Below are 14,671 nucleotides of genomic sequence, written 5' to 3' on the forward strand. Positions count from 1 at the left end.
GCTGGGACGGGACTTCGGTTCCGTCCGCCTGCCAACCTCATCTGACTCAACGGGGAGCGCGCTTTTTGCCGGCGATTCATGCCGCAGGGCGAGGCTTCCCTCAACTGAATATCTGAAAATGAATACGACTCTTGTTAAATATCTCCGCGCACCGTTGTTGGGCGCATTTGTGGCCCTTCTTGCTGCGTGTACCACGCAGTCCGGCCCGACCTACACGCTTCATGCGGTTACGGTTCCGAACCAGAAAGTACCCGTTTATCGTGTTAGCTGCGACGGACTTCTGGAAAGCTCGAATAGCTGTGTCCGTGTTGCTGAAGAAACCTGTAAAGAAAATGGCGTGACGCTGCTTGAATCGATCGACCGCGTCGACGCTACCGTGCCGAAGGCGGATCCGCGCGAATTGACGTTCCTGTGCGGCAAGCCGGCCGTGCAACAGCCAGCCCCGCAGCCGGCCGCGCAGCCGGTCGTAAAACAGGACGTCCAGCCGGTCGCGCCGCAGCGCCAGATGGTTCTGCAAGGCGACGCCAACTTCGCAACCGACAGCTCGACGCTCAGCCCGACCGCGAAGGCGAGCCTCGACCGGTTTCTTAGCGCGAACCAGGGCATCCAACTTCGTCGTGTGATCGTGACGGGTTATACGGACAGCACTGCGTCGGAAGCGCATAACCTGGAGCTGTCCCGAGCGCGCGCGACCACCGTCGCACAATACCTGCGCGATGGCGGCCTGCAAGCCGAGCAGTTCTACACGCAAGGTAAGGGTAGCGCTGATCCGGTGGCATCGAATGCCACGGCTGAAGGCCGCGCACAGAACCGCCGTGTCGAAGCCAGCGTACGCGTCGAATAAACCGCAGCACACATCGTTTTGACCTCAAAGGCCTGTCATCGAGCAGGCCTTTTTCATGTCAAGTTCGTTAAGCCTCGCCGTCGATCCTCAGCCGCCCGATTACGCCCTTCGCCTGTCCCAGTCGCTCCACGAGCTCGGGACCGCGACTCAGCGCCACGCCCACCGCCAGAATGTCGCCGATCGCCAGATGCGACATGCGTGACGTCATCGGCGAAAACACATCGGTTTCTTCCACCACGTTCGAGAACAACGAAATCGTCGCCACACGCGCGAGCGGCGAATTCCCGTGCGTAATCGCGATCACCTTCGCGCCACGAGCCAGCGCCGAGCGCGCGGCCTCGATGATGTCGCGTGTGCGGCCGGTATTGGACACCGCCACCACGACATCGCCGGGTTCGAGCAGCGCCGCCGACATCGAATAGGTATGCGGATCGGAGTACGCGACACTCGGCATGCCGAGCCGGAAGAACTTGTGCTGAATATCCTGCGCCGCTATCCCTGAACCGCCCGCACCATAGAACTCGATGCGCGCCGCGTTGGCCAGCAGTTCAACCGCCGCGTGAACGCTATCCGGCGACAGGTTGTTGCGCACTTCGATCAGTGTCCCGATGGTCCGGTCGAACACTTTCGCAATCAGCCCGGGTGCGCCTTCATCCGGCCGCACATCGCGATAGACCGTGGGGACACCCGCGGCGATCCCCTGCGCCAGGCGGATCTTGAACTCGCGAAACCCCGAAAAACCGAGCGCGTGACAAAACCGCGCGATAGTCGGCTGACTCACGCCCGCGCGCGCGGCCACCTCGGTCATCGACAGATCGAGTACCTCGCGCGGCGCCTCGATGATGTAATCGGCCAGCTTGCGCTCGGACGGCCGCAACTGGTCGCGCATCTCTTCCACCTGGGACAGCATCATCGGGAAACTCGCACTATGCTGAAGAATGCGTGGACTATAGCTGATCGCCCGGAAAGGTACAAAAACTACAAAATGGCTCGTAGGTGTAATCCCTATGTTTGGTCAATTCTCTGCATATCGGCCACCAGTATGGGTCACCGCATATCGGCAAGATGCGACAACGCAGCACGACGCCGCATTGCGATCGTGTAGTTTTTCTACTAAGATGACGTGGGTCGACTGATCCGACTTCCCCTGCGATACCTACCTGGCACGGTGCGTACGCGCCCTTCAAAGCCAGCGACGAAGGAGCTCCGATGGTTTCCCCGCATTCACAATTGTTGAAGGTCACGCAACGCGTGATCGAGCGCAGCAAGCCCACGCGCGAGGCCTACCTGGCTCGTATCCATCAGGCGCAGGGCAAGTTCCCGGCGCGCGGCGCGCTCTCATGCGCCAATCTGGCTCACGGCTTCGCGGGTCTGGAAGGCAACGACAAGCTCGTCATCAAGCAGATTCGCGAGCCGAACATCGGCATCGTGTCCTCGTACAACGAGATGCTGTCGGCCCACGCGCCGTACAAAAACTACCCGGACATCATCAAGCAGGCCGCGCGTGAAAACGGCGGCGTCGCGCAATTCGCGGGCGGCGTGCCGGCGATGTGCGACGGCGTCACGCAAGGCAATGCGGGTATGGAACTGTCCTTGTTCTCGCGCGAAGTGATCGCCATGAGCACGGCGGTCGCGCTCACCCACAACATGTTCGACGCGGCGTTGTGCCTCGGCATCTGCGACAAGATCGTGCCGGGTCTGCTGATCGGCGCACTGCAATTCGGCCATCTGCCGACCATTTTCGTGCCGGCCGGCCCAATGGGCAGCGGCCTCTCGAACGACGACAAAGCCAAGACGCGCCAGCTCTTCGCCACCGGCCAGTGCGGCCGCGACGCGCTGCTCGAAGCGGAGGCCGCCGCGTATCACAGCCACGGCACCTGCACGTTCTACGGCACCGCGAACAGCAATCAGATGCTGATGGAAGTGATGGGCCTGCATCTGCCGAGTTCCGCCTTCGTGCATCCGCATACGCCACTGCGCGACGCGCTGACCGCGCAAGCCGCGCGCCGCGTGCTCGATCTGACGGTTGAGCGCGGCAATTACACGCCGATCGGTCATGTGGTCGACGAGAAGGCGATAGTCAACGGCATCGTCGCGTTGCTGGCCACGGGCGGTTCGACCAATCACACGCTGCACCTCGTCGCGATTGCTCGCGCGGCGGGCATCGTGATCGACTGGGACGACTTCGACACGCTGTCGCAAGCGGTGCCGTTGCTCGCCAAGATCTATCCGAACGGCAAGGCGGACGTGAATCACTTCCACGCCGCAGGCGGCGTGGCGTTCCTCGTGCGCAATCTGCTGGAAGGCGGCTTGCTGCACGAAGACGTGAATACCGTCGCAGGCAAGGGCCTGAAGCACTACACCGAAGAGCCGAAACTGCTCGACGGCAAGCTCGAATGGGTGCCGGGCGCGCAGGTGAGCGAAGACACGGCCGTGCTGCGCGGCATCAAGGAGCCGTTCCAGCCGGACGGCGGCTTGCGTCTGATGCAAGGCAAGCTCGGCCGCGGCGTGATCAAGATTTCGGCGGTGGCGGCGCAGCATCGCAAGGTGAAGGCGCCGGCGATCGTGTTCGATTCGCAGGAAGCGGTGCAGGAGGCCTTCGATAAGGGCGAACTGAAGCGCGACTTCGTGGCCGTGGTGCGCTTCCAGGGCGCGCGCGCAAACGGCATGCCCGAGCTGCATCGTTTGACGCCGCTGCTGGGTGTGTTGCAGGATCAAGGTTTCCATGTCGCGCTGGTCACCGACGGCCGCATGTCGGGCGCGTCGGGCAAGGTGCCGGCGGTGATTCATCTGTCGCCGGAAGCGCTGCTGCAAGGGCCGATCGGCAAGGTGCGCACGGGCGATATGCTGGTGATCGACGCCGATGCCGGCGTGCTCGACATCGAGATCGACGCAGCCGAATGGGCCGCGCGTCCGAATGCCGTGCCGCAGCATCAGGCGGAAAACGAAGTCGGCTTCGGCCGTGAACTGTTCGGCGTGTTCCGTGCGGCGGCCGCGCCGGCGGAGCAGGGCGCGTCGGTGTTCGGCGCGATGGTGGGCGAACGTCCGGCCCATCAAGCCGCCCACGCGAAAGCGCACGCCGAAACCCACACAAGCACCACGCAAGCCAGCTAACCGCTGCAGAAACAAGGAGTCTGACTATGACGTCGAAAACAGTAAGCGATATCGTGCGCCTCGGCCCGGTGATTCCGGTGCTCGCATTCGACTCGGCCGAGCAGGGCGAACACGTATCGCGCGCGCTGCATGCGGGCGGCGTGAAAGTGCTGGAGATCACGCTGCGCACCGCAGCTGGCCTCGAAGCGATCGAACGCGCGAGCCAGCTCGCGGACGACATCGTGGTCGGTGTCGGTACGATCACGAAGCCCGAGCATTGCGCGCAGGCGAAGAAAGCGGGCGCGCAGTTCGGTGTCTCGCCGGGCCTGACGAAAGACATGCACAAGGCCGCGCAGGACGCCGGTCTGCCGCTGCTGCCGGGTGTGATGACGCCGAGCGACATCATCCAGGCGTTGGAATTGGGTTACGAGATCGTCAAGTTCTTCCCGGCGCAGCAAGCCGGCGGCGTGCCGATGCTGCAGGCTTTTCACGGTCCGTTCCCGACGCTGAAGTTCTGCCCGACTGGCGGCATCACGGCTGAAACCGCGACGCATTTCCTGTCGCTGCCGAACGTGGTCTGCGTGGGCGGTTCGTGGCTCACGCCGAAAGCCGCGCTGGCCGCGCAGAACTGGGATGAAGTCACGCGTCTCGCGCGCGCGGCCAGCCAGTTGGCCGCGCCGGCGCATTAAGCGCAGCGGAGCGCTCGCGCTTTAATCCGCTCTTCAGGCCGATATAAAGGAGCCTCGTCGATGCAGCCACTCAGGCTGTCGCGGCGAGGCTCCTTTTCGATATGCGCGCCCGATTGGCGGGCGTTTTGCCGCAACAGACAGTAAAATTCAGCGTCCGCGCGGTCAGCCCGGTTTTCAGGCGTCGCGCAGGTCGCCGTGAGACGAGGTGCCGGCCGCTTGTCCTGCACTCAGAATCAATAACGTAAAGGAGGAGCTTCATGGGAGCTACCCACGGCAGCCTGCTGCTGGTCTTCGGCGTGATCGCCATCGCCTTGCTGATCCTGCTGATCACGCGCTACAAGGTTTATCCGTTCCTCGTCCTCATTATCGTGTCGCTGCTGCTGGGGCTCGCCTCCGGCATGCCGATGGCGACCATCGTCAAATCGTTCGAAACCGGTAACGGCAACACGCTCGGGCACATCGCGATCGTGGTGGGGCTCGGCACCATGCTCGGCAAGATGATGGCCGAATCCGGCGGCGCGGAGCGCATTGCCACCACGCTGATCGACTGGTTCGGCGAGAAGCATATTCACTGGGCGATGATGGTCGTGGCGATCATCGTCGGCTTGCCGGTGTTCTTCGAAGTCGGTTTCGTGCTGCTGATTCCGATTGCGTTCAACGTCGCGAGGCGCACCAATAAATCGCTGCTGCTGGTTGGCCTGCCGATGGTCGCGGGTCTTTCGGTCGTGCACGGTCTGATTCCGCCGCATCCGGCCGCCATGCTCGCGGTGCAGGCGTATCACGCGGATATCGGCAAGACGATCGCTTATGGGCTGATCGTCGGCATTCCGACGGCGATCGTCGCAGGTCCGCTGTTCGCGTTGCTGATCAGCCGCTATATCAAGCTGCCGAAAGATAACGCGCTTGCCGCGCAGTTCCTCGGCGGCGCGGCGGGGGCGGATGCCGGCTCGGGCGACAAAGCGAAAGCGGGCGCGCAGTCGGCGGCGCCGAAACGCGAACTGCCGAGCTTCGGCATCACGCTGTTCACGGTCCTGTTGCCGGTGATCCTGATGCTGATCGGCAGTTGGGCCGACCTGATCAGCGAGCCGAAAACGCTGCCGAACGATCTGCTGCGATTCGTCGGCAATTCGGATGTCGCGCTGTTGATCGCCGTGCTGGTCAGCTTCTGGACTTTCGGTGCGAGCCGCGGCTTCACGCGCGAGCAGATCCAGAAGTTTTGCGGCGACTGTCTTGCGCCGATCGCGGGCATTACGCTGATCGTCGGCGCGGGTGGTGGTTTCGGCCGCGTGCTGATGGACAGCGGCATTTCCAAAGAGATCGTCAACGTGGCCACCTCGGTGCATATGTCGCCGCTGCTGTTCGGCTGGCTGGTCGCCGCGCTGATCCGTCTCGCAACGGGTTCGGCCACGGTCGCCATGACCACCGCGTGCGGCATCGTCGCGCCGATCGCGGCGGCGGGCGGCGTGCAGGTTCAGCCGGAATTGCTGGTGCTGGCCACCGGTTCGGGTTCGCTGATCTTCTCGCACGTGAACGACGGCGGCTTCTGGCTGATCAAGGAATACTTCGGTATGACGGTGGGGCAGACCTTCAAGACATGGTCGCTCCTTGAGACCATCATCTCGCTGATGGGGTTGGGTTTGACCTTCGCACTCGCGGCGGTCGTGTAAGGAGTTGTTGATGATTCTGATCGCAATGGGCGTGTCGGGCGCCGGCAAGACGAGAATTGGCGAAATGCTGGCGGAACGCCTGCAGTGCACGTTCACCGACGGTGACGCGTTTCACAGCGCCGCTAACAAGGAAAAAATGCACCACGGTATTCCGCTCACCGACGAAGATCGCTGGCCGTGGCTGGACACGATTCGCGCTGCGATCGTGGCAAAGCAGACGGCGGGCGAGACGGCGGTGTTCACATGCTCGTCGCTGAAGCGTTCGTATCGGGACGTGCTGCGCAACGGCGATAAAGACGTGTGTTTCGTGTATCTGAAGGGGTCGCGCGAAGTGCTGGAAGAGCGGCTCACCACGCGCACCGGTCACTTCTTCGATCCGTCGCTGCTGCAAAGCCAACTCGACACGCTCGAAGAGCCGGGTGCGGACGAGGCGATCACGGTGAGCATCGAGTTGACGCCGGAGGCGATCGTCGACGAAGTGTTGAAGCAGGTGGAGACGCGCTAACACGAGCCTAGCGTGTCGTGTCGTGTAGTGTCGTGATTAGATGTTTCGTAGTTCAACCGCCTCGCCTCGACAGGCGAGGCGGATCGCCCCAGGCGTGCCGCCATCCCTTCGTATCAGTCCAGACCGATACAGCGCGCAGGCCACAAACGCGCGCGCGCTTCTGATTTTTCCCAATCCTGCTGGCCTTCAATAGTCTTACATTTCACCGCTGATTTTGCGCCCTCCGGCGCGGTGTATTGATCTGTGGATGAAAAGTGCAGGCTGCAGAGAATTCCCCCGAACCATTCGCCTTTTCCGGCAGAGAATTTCGCGTGCGCGTCCCGGCATGCGCCCCGACGCGTGGTAGTGCGACGCTGGCGTCGATGACGTGCGCCGGCGCGTTGCTCGCCGGCGCAACGAGCTCCGCGTGGGCATTCGATCCGGTCGACCCCGCCAACCACGCGATCCTGGATCAGCAGCAGCAACGTCTGCTCGATCAGGCGCGTGAACAGCGCGATGGTCTTAGCACGCGCGAGCCGGACGCATTCACCGTGGCGCCGCGCGCCTCCACCGCACAAACTCAGGACGCCCTCGCCGGGCAGACGTGCGTGCAGGTCGACAGCGTTGGGTTCGCGGGCGCCGCGCTGCTACCGGAGGCGCTGAAGCAGGTGATTGCATCCGGTGCGACCGGTCATTGCCTCGACAAGGCCGCGCTCGCCCGCATCCTCGACAAAGCCAACGATTGGTACGTCGAGCAGGGTTACGTGACGAGCCATGCGTGGTTGCCGAAGCGTGAAACCGACAGCCGGGTGCTGCTGATCGAAGCGGTAGAAGGCCGCTTGTCGCGCGTCTATTTCGCCGACGGCAATGGCACGACTCGCGCCGACAGCGCAGCGCGGATGGCGTTCGCCGGCATGCCGGGCGAGCCGCTGAATTTGCGCGACATCGAGCAGGGCGTCGATCAGATCGACCGGCTGGTGCCCGGCGGCGTTAAGGCGGCGGTACGCGCCGCGCCGCAACCTGGGTACTCGGACGTGGTGCTCTCGGGCCGGCCGGTGCGTCTGCTGAATTTTGCCGTGAGCGCGGACAACAGCGGCCAGAAGTCCACCGGCCGTGACATGCTCGGCGCCGGCGTCACGATCGACAATGCGCTGGGCCTCGCGGAGCAGGTCGGCGCGTCGCTATCCAGCACGCCGGCATTGCACGGCAATCGCTTTCGCCGCACGTACAACGCCTTTGCGACGTTGCCGCTCAACGCCTGGACCTTCAGCTATGCGGCCGCGGCAGGCAGTTATGCGGTGCCGTTGAACGCGTACGGCGCGACCCTGCGCTACCACGGCAGCAGTCTGCAAAACCGCTTCACCATCACTCGCACGCTCGCGCGCAATGCGTCGCGCAAAGTGGACGCGTTCGTGTCGCTGTCGAATTACACCGGCAACACCTACCTCGAAGAATTCCAGCTTCAAAACAGTTCTGAGCGCACTAGCACCGCGCAGGCCGGCCTGAACTTCGCGACGCGTGTCGGACGCTCGGGCTACTTCACGTTAGGCCCGGCGATCAGCCAGGGGCTGCCGTTCGCGACTCGCGATATGAGCCAGGGCGGTGGACCGTCGTCCGGTTTCACGAAGCTGTCGGCCAGCGCGAGTTTCTATCTGCAAGCCTCGCAGAACGTGGCGCTGTTGTCGTCGGCCTACGCGCAGCTGGCGCCCAAAGCGCTCTATAGCAGCGAACGCGTGCTGGTCGGCGGCGATACGTCGGTGCGCGGGTTTCGCGATCAATACCTGTACGGCAACACCGGCGCTTATCTGCGCAATGAAGTGAACTGGACCGTGCCGCTGCCGGCACTCGGCACGCGCGTGACGATGATGGCCGGCCTCGACGCGGGGCGGGTCGTGCCCGTCGCGGGCGAACCCAATTCTGGGGGCAACGTGGTGGGCGCGGCGATCGGCGCGTCGACGTCGTGGAAAAGCGTTGCCGCCTCAATTTCGGTCGGCAGTCCGTTGTCTGCTCCTAAACGACTGAATGCCGATCCGATTGTCCTCAACCTTCGGTTGAGTTCTTCTTTCTGACCATAGGTTATTTTCCATGAAGCAACATCGTCTCCACATGATGAGCGTCGCCGCGCTCGCAGCACTTGGTACGGCCGGCAGCGCGTTGGCCGGCGGCATCGTCACCACAGGCGGAACGACTCAGGTCAGCACGCCGGGCAACACGCCGATCGTCAATATCGCCGGCGCGAACGCGGCGGGCATTTCGCGCAACACGTTCAGCAACTTCGACGTGGACAGGAATGGCGTCGTCTTCAACAACCTGACCGCGGCAGGCGTGAGCCAACTGGCCGGCCAACTCGCCGCCAACGCGAACCTGAACGGCACCGCTGCGAAAGTAATCGTCGCCGACGTCAACTCGGCGCAGGCTTCGCAGCTGAACGGCGCATTGGAAGTGGCCGGTGCGCCCGCGCATCTGATGATCGCGAACGCGGCCGGCATCTCGGTAAACGGCGCCACGACGATCAATGCGCCGGTCCTGACGCTGGCGGCCGCGAACTTCAACCCGACGGCCGCGAGCCCGCTCGGCGTGATGGTCGATACCAACCGCGCGACCCCGGCCACGATCGAGATCAACGGGGCGGGCCTCGACGTCGGCGCGGGTCAGCTGAACCTGCTGTCGCGCGCGACGATCGTGAACGCCGGGGTCAAGGGCTGGAGCATCAACTCGCAGAACGGCACGCAGTTCGACGGCGACGCGGACGGCAACTTCACGGGCAAGCTGACCTCGAACGCGGCGGGCGCGAAACCGGCGGTAGCGCTCGACGTATCGGAGCTGGGCGGCATGTATGCGAACAAGATCGTGCTCGAGGGTTCGGAGCATGGTCTCGGCGTGAACAATGCGGGGGTGATCGCGTCGGGTAGAGGCGGGCTCGCCGTGCAGATGTATGGCGCCGACCTCGCGATGACTGGCGCTGGCATGTTCGGATCCGACGGCGTCTCAACGGTCGTGCGCAGTGCCGAAATGTTTGCGACACCGGACGAGTTGCGGCCGGTGCAATACCGCGGTCTCGACGAAGCGCGGATCTTCGCGCTGAAAAAGCAGGAGGCGCTTGCCGCCGCGGAGAAAGCGAACGCTTACAGCCATTACTCGCCCGCCGACGCGGAGCGCTGGGATGACAGTCGCAAGATCGCACTGGTGAACGACGTTGCTTCACGTGCGGACAAGATGCGCAGCGAGATGCCGGTCTTCGTCCCGGAAAGGGCTGCGGAAACGGCCGCTCGCGAGGCCGAACAACGAGCGCAGGCCGACGGCTTGGCCGCGCGTGAGGCGCAGATGGAAATCGCTCGCCAGGCATGGGAAGCGCAACAACTGGCGCAGCAGCAGGCGGATGCACAGCGTCGCGCGGCCGAGCGTGCGGCACTCGACGCGCAGATCGCCCGTGAACGCAAGGCCGCAGACGAGGCACAGGCTGCTCGTCAGGCACAGGCCGAGGCGGATGCCCAGCGTCAGGCGGCTGCAAAGGCCGCCTATGACGCGACCGTGTTGACTCAACAGGCGAGCTACGCGCCTCAAGCGGAACCGGCGACGGTGCGGGTGCGCTACGTGTATTGAACCGTATCGGCCACGGTGACGTGAGCTTCAGCCGATGTTGCTGAAGCAGACAGCGACACCACGGCGGTAATGGAAAAGGGCTCGCGCAAGCGAGCCCTTTTCCTATCTAGCGCGCTAACCGGTCAGCCCGGCAAGCGTCATCGATCCGCTGGATTGCCTTACGCAATCCGCTTCGCCAGTTCCACCGCCATACCGATATACGAACCCGGCGTCATTGCCAGCAACCGATCTTTCGCGTCTTGCGGAATCGCCAGACCGCTGACAAAGGTTTGCAGCGCCTCGCGCGTAATGCCCTTGCCGCGCGTCAGTTCCTTCAACTGCTCGTACGGATTTTCGATGCCGTAACGGCGCATCACCGTTTGCACCGGCTCCGCCAGCACTTCCCAGCAATTGTCGAGGTCTTCGTTCAGACGTTGCGCATTGACTTCGAGCTTGTCGAGACCGCGGATCAGCGAGTCGTAGGCGAGCAGCGAGTAACCGAACGCGACGCCGATATTGCGCAGCACCGTCGAGTCGGTCAGGTCGCGCTGCCAGCGCGACACCGGCAGCTTGTCGGCGAGGTGGCGCAGCGTGGCGTTTGCCAGGCCCAGGTTGCCTTCCGAGTTTTCGAAATCGATCGGGTTGACCTTATGCGGCATCGTCGACGAACCGATTTCGCCGGCCTTCGTGCGTTGCTTGAAGTAACCGACCGAAATGTAGCCCCACACGTCGCGATCCAGATCCAGCAGGATCGTGTTCGCGCGCGACACCGCGTCGAACAGTTCGGCCATGTAGTCGTGCGGTTCGATCTGGATCGTGTACGGATTGAACGTGAGCTTCAGACGCTGCTCGACCACTTCGCGCGAGAAGCCTTCCCAGTCGAACTCCGGATAGGCGGACAGATGCGCGTTGAAGTTGCCGACCGCGCCGTTCATCTTGCCCAGCAGCTCGACCTTCGCGATCCGGTCGATAGCGCGCTCCAGACGCGCGGCGACGTTCGCCATTTCCTTGCCGAGCGTGGTCGGGCTGGCCGGCTGGCCATGCGTGCGCGACAGCATGGGCTGTGCGGCGTGCGCGTGCGCCAGCGCGACGAGGCGCTGATGCACCGAGCGCAGCGCCGGCAGGATCACGTGTTCGCGGGCGCCGGCCAGCATCAGGCCGTGCGACGTGTTGTTGATGTCTTCCGACGTACAGGCGAAGTGGATGAACTCGCTCGCGCGCTCCAGTTCTTCCTGGCCCTTGACCGACTCCTTCAGCCAGTATTCGACGGCCTTCACGTCGTGATTCGTCACGCGCTCGATGTCTTTGATGCGCGCGGCGTCGTGCGCGGTAAAGCGCTCGGCCAGTTGCAGCAGAAACTGTTCGGACGCTTCCGAAAAGCGCGGCACTTCGGCGAAACCGGCGCGCGACAACGCGATCAGCCAGTGGATTTCAACCGTGACGCGATTGCGCATGAAGGCAGCTTCCGAGAGCCACTCGCGCAGGGCTTCGGTTTTCGACGCGTAACGGCCGTCGAGCGGGGAGAGCGCGTTCAGCGCGAAGAGGGTGTCGGGGCGGGTGTCGGACATGATGGGGGCGTGACGCAAGGGTGAAGACGCGGAAGAAACTGCGGGAACCGCGAATTTTACCACCGGACGCCGCCAGGCCCGGGTTGCCCGGGGTTGTGGCGCCGCCCGACGCGTCGCACCCACTAGAATGCTGCCTTATTCTCACTTGCCGGCAGCAGGCCCCGCATGGAACTGAAATGGCTCGAAGACTTTGTTTCGCTCGCGGAAACGCGTAGTTTCAGCCGCTCGGCCGAATTGCGCCACGTTACGCAGCCGGCGTTCTCGCGACGGATTCAGGCGCTCGAAGCGTGGCTCGGCACCGAATTGATCGACCGTTCGGTTTATCCGACGCGGCTGACGGCGGCTGGTCAGGTTTTCAACGAGCAGGCGCTGGCGATGCTCTCGCAGTTCCACGAAGCCCGCGCGCTGCTGCGCGGCCACACGGCGACGCCGCAGGCGACCATCGAATTCGCGGTGCCGCACACGCTATCGCTGACGTACTTTCCGCGCTGGCTGCAGCGCATCGAAGCGCAGATGGGCCCGATCCACACGCGGCTGCGGGCGCTGAACGTTCACGACGCGGCGTTGGCGCTGGTCGAAGGCGGCTGCGATCTGATGATGGGTTATCACCATCCCAGCCATCCGGTCGCGCTCGATCCGGGCCGCTACGACATGCTGACGCTCGGCACCGAGCCGATCAGCCCGTTCTCCGCGCCGGGCCGCGCCGGCCGGCCGCGCTACACATTGCCGGGCACGCCCGAGACGCCCGCGCCGTATCTTTCCTATACGCCGAACGCGTACCTGGGCCGCATGACCGAGGTGATTCTCGCCAATGCGCCGGAGCGGCTGCATCTGGACCGGCTGTATGAAACCGACATGGCCGAAGGACTCAAGGCGATGGCGCTGGCCGGTCACGGCATTGCGTTCCTGCCGCACAGCGCGGTGGAAGACGCGGTCGCCGAGGGCAAGCTGATCCGCCTCGATCGGGCGACGCGCGGCACGCCCGAGGGGCAGCTCACGCTGAGCATGGAGATTCGCCTGTATCGCGACAAACTCGCCGCGAAGAGCGACGATGCGCGGCAGATCCTCGTCCGCCAACTGTGGGACGTCGTCTCCGAAGAGTTGGCGCAACGCAGCGCCTGAGCCCCGCAGTCCTGCCTGCACGCGACGCGAAATTGCGGCTTCTCGAGGGTTATGCAAAAAAAACATAATCGGATAAGGAAACGGCATTGGATTTCAAATCGGCGTTTTTCCACAATGCTGCTATTCGATCAACGCCGGAGCGTTCATGTCTTCCCAGCAGCAAGTCGCACAATCCGCATCAACGTTGCAGTCGGTTCCCTCCTACCTGAATAAAGACGACCTCGGCCCGTGGGGCAACTACCTGCGCCAGGTCGACCGCGTCGCGCCGTACCTCGGCTCCTTGTCCCGCTGGCTCGAAACCCTGAAGCGCCCCAAGCGCATTCTGATCGTCGACGTGCCTATCGAACTCGATAACGGCACGGTCGCGCATTTCGAAGGCTATCGCGTGCAGCACAACGTGTCGCGCGGTCCGGGCAAGGGCGGCGTGCGCTATCACCAGGACGTGACGCTGTCGGAAGTGATGGCCTTGTCGGCATGGATGTCGGTGAAGAACGCTGCCGTGAACGTGCCGTACGGCGGCGCGAAGGGCGGTATCCGCGTCGATCCGCGCACCTTGTCGCGTGGTGAGCTCGAGCGCGTCACGCGCCGCTACACCAGCGAAATCGGCATCATCATCGGACCGAATACCGACATTCCCGCGCCGGACGTGAACACGAACGAGCAGATCATGGCGTGGATGATGGACACGTACTCCATGAACCAGGGCCAAACGGCCACGGGCGTCGTGACCGGCAAGCCGATCACGCTCGGCGGTTCGCTGGGCCGTCGTGAAGCGACGGGCCGCGGCGTGTTCGTGGTGGCGAGCGAAGCGGCACGCCGTATCGGTGTCGATATCGAAGGCGCACGCATTGCGGTGCAGGGCTTCGGCAACGTCGGCGGGATTGCCGCGCGTCTGTTCCAGGAAGCGGGCTCGAAGCTGGTGGCGGTGCAGGATCACACCGGCTCGCTGTACAAGTCGACCGGCATCGACGCGGTGGCGCTGCTGGAGCACGTCGCGAAGACGGGCGGCGTGGGCGGTTTCGCGGAAGCGGACGCCGTCACGAACGAAGAATTCTGGAACGTCGAATCGGACATTCTGATTCCGGCCGCACTGGAAAACCAGATCACCGAAAAGAACGCCGGCAAGATCAAGACGAAGATCGTCGTGGAAGGCGCCAACGGCCCGACCACCACGGCAGCGGACGACATCCTGCACGATCGCGGCATTCTCGTGATTCCGGACGTGGTGGCCAATGCCGGCGGCGTGACCGTGTCGTACTTCGAATGGGTGCAGGACTTCTCGAGCTTCTTCTGGACCGAAGACGAGATCAACCAGCGTCTGGAACGCGTGATGCGCGAAGCCTTTGCCGCCGTGTGGCAAGTGTCGAGCGAGCAGAAGGTGTCGGTGCGGACCGCGGCGTTTATCGTGGCGTGTAAGCGGATTCTGGAAGCGCGCGAACTGCGCGGCCTGTATCCCTGATCGTTCTGCGTGAAACGGCGGCCTTGCGTTCTCGCGGGTCCGCCGGGCGTTTCAGCTTCAGTTTCAGCGTCACATCGTTAGCTTCAGCGCGGTCCACAAGACGGCGTGTTTGACCCGGCGGGCGGCATCGTATCGATGCCGCCCGCCTTTGCATGTCCGGCAG

At 63.7% G+C, this 14,671-nt stretch carries 11 protein-coding genes; 9 read left to right on the plus strand and 2 right to left on the minus strand.

Annotated features, from left to right (window positions below):
- Positions 1-118: 118 nt before the first annotated feature.
- Positions 119-844, plus strand: coding sequence for an OmpA family protein (locus BX591_RS03730; protein WP_111929407.1), 726 nt, complete (start codon positions 119-121; stop codon positions 842-844).
- Between the two features lie 67 nt (positions 845-911).
- Here the strand turns inward: BX591_RS03730 and BX591_RS03735 are convergent, their stop codons facing one another.
- Positions 912-1,757, minus strand: coding sequence for a MurR/RpiR family transcriptional regulator (locus BX591_RS03735; RefSeq protein ID WP_111929408.1), 846 nt, complete (start codon positions 1,755-1,757; stop codon positions 912-914).
- 296 nt (positions 1,758-2,053) lie between these two features.
- Between BX591_RS03735 and edd the strand changes: the two genes are divergently transcribed.
- The 6 genes from edd to BX591_RS03765 all read left to right on the plus strand — a co-directional run bounded on the left by edd (position 2,054) and on the right by BX591_RS03765 (position 10,380).
- Complete coding sequence (gene edd, locus BX591_RS03740; RefSeq protein WP_111929409.1) at positions 2,054-3,958, plus strand: phosphogluconate dehydratase; 1,905 nt, start codon at positions 2,054-2,056, stop codon at positions 3,956-3,958.
- 26 nt (positions 3,959-3,984) lie between these two features.
- A complete protein-coding gene (gene eda / locus BX591_RS03745) occupies positions 3,985-4,626 on the plus strand; it encodes a bifunctional 4-hydroxy-2-oxoglutarate aldolase/2-dehydro-3-deoxy-phosphogluconate aldolase (RefSeq protein WP_111929410.1) in 642 nt (213 codons plus the stop codon).
- Between the two features lie 257 nt (positions 4,627-4,883).
- The gene (locus BX591_RS03750) at positions 4,884-6,293 is read left to right on the plus strand and encodes a GntT/GntP/DsdX family permease (RefSeq protein ID WP_111929411.1); all 1,410 of its coding nucleotides are present in this window, start codon (positions 4,884-4,886) and stop codon (positions 6,291-6,293) included.
- 10 nt (positions 6,294-6,303) lie between these two features.
- Positions 6,304-6,798 carry a gluconokinase gene (locus BX591_RS03755; protein ID WP_111929412.1) on the plus strand — a complete coding sequence of 165 codons (495 nt, stop codon included), beginning with the start codon at positions 6,304-6,306 and terminating at the stop codon, positions 6,796-6,798.
- Positions 6,799-7,160: 362 nt separating this feature from the next.
- Positions 7,161-8,846, plus strand: coding sequence for a ShlB/FhaC/HecB family hemolysin secretion/activation protein (locus BX591_RS03760; RefSeq protein WP_111929413.1), 1,686 nt, complete (start codon positions 7,161-7,163; stop codon positions 8,844-8,846).
- A gap of 16 nt (positions 8,847-8,862) precedes the next feature.
- On the plus strand, positions 8,863-10,380 hold the full coding sequence (locus tag BX591_RS03765; protein WP_111929414.1) for a filamentous hemagglutinin N-terminal domain-containing protein: 1,518 nt from the start codon (positions 8,863-8,865) through the stop codon (positions 10,378-10,380).
- A gap of 158 nt (positions 10,381-10,538) precedes the next feature.
- Here the strand turns inward: BX591_RS03765 and purB are convergent, their stop codons facing one another.
- A complete protein-coding gene (gene purB / locus BX591_RS03770; RefSeq protein WP_111929415.1) occupies positions 10,539-11,927 on the minus strand; it encodes an adenylosuccinate lyase in 1,389 nt (462 codons plus the stop codon).
- Positions 11,928-12,092: 165 nt separating this feature from the next.
- On the opposite strand from purB, the gene BX591_RS03775 reads away from it, so the two are divergent.
- Together BX591_RS03775 and BX591_RS03780 are read left to right on the plus strand one after the other, a co-directional pair.
- Positions 12,093-13,049 carry a LysR family transcriptional regulator gene (locus tag BX591_RS03775; RefSeq protein WP_111929416.1) on the plus strand — a complete coding sequence of 319 codons (957 nt, stop codon included), beginning with the start codon at positions 12,093-12,095 and terminating at the stop codon, positions 13,047-13,049.
- A gap of 145 nt (positions 13,050-13,194) precedes the next feature.
- On the plus strand, positions 13,195-14,508 hold the full coding sequence (locus BX591_RS03780) for a Glu/Leu/Phe/Val family dehydrogenase (RefSeq protein WP_111929417.1): 1,314 nt from the start codon (positions 13,195-13,197) through the stop codon (positions 14,506-14,508).
- The last annotated feature ends 163 nt before the right edge of the window (positions 14,509-14,671 follow it).

The organism is Paraburkholderia bryophila (assembly GCF_003269035.1).
In the GTDB taxonomy this organism is placed as follows: domain Bacteria; phylum Pseudomonadota; class Gammaproteobacteria; order Burkholderiales; family Burkholderiaceae; genus Paraburkholderia; species Paraburkholderia bryophila.